Genomic DNA, 250 nt, shown 5'->3' on the forward strand with positions numbered 1-250 from the left:
CGACACTAACGTGATCGTCCAAACCTTTCAGAAACTGAGAGCTTAAACTCTCAAAACTGAGCAACGAGTGAGTAACAGGCCTAAACCTGAGATTTGGAAGTAATACTTCCGATTTGAATGTTTCCGTTACAGGAAACGATTCTCCATAGAAAGGAGGTGATCCAGCCGCACCTTCCGATACGGCTACCTTGTTACGACTTCACCCCAATCATCTACCCCACCTTCGGCGGCTGGCTCCCTTGCGGGTTAC

Annotated in this window: 1 rRNA gene; it reads right to left on the reverse strand. The window is 48.4% G+C overall.

Features of this window, described 5'->3' with window-relative positions:
* Positions 1-149 precede the first annotated feature (149 nt).
* A 16S ribosomal RNA gene (locus HPT30_RS00355) occupies positions 150-250 on the reverse strand; the annotation flags it as partial.

Source organism: Paenibacillus agri (assembly GCF_013359945.1).
Lineage (GTDB): Bacteria > Bacillota > Bacilli > Paenibacillales > Paenibacillaceae > Paenibacillus_AQ > Paenibacillus_AQ agri.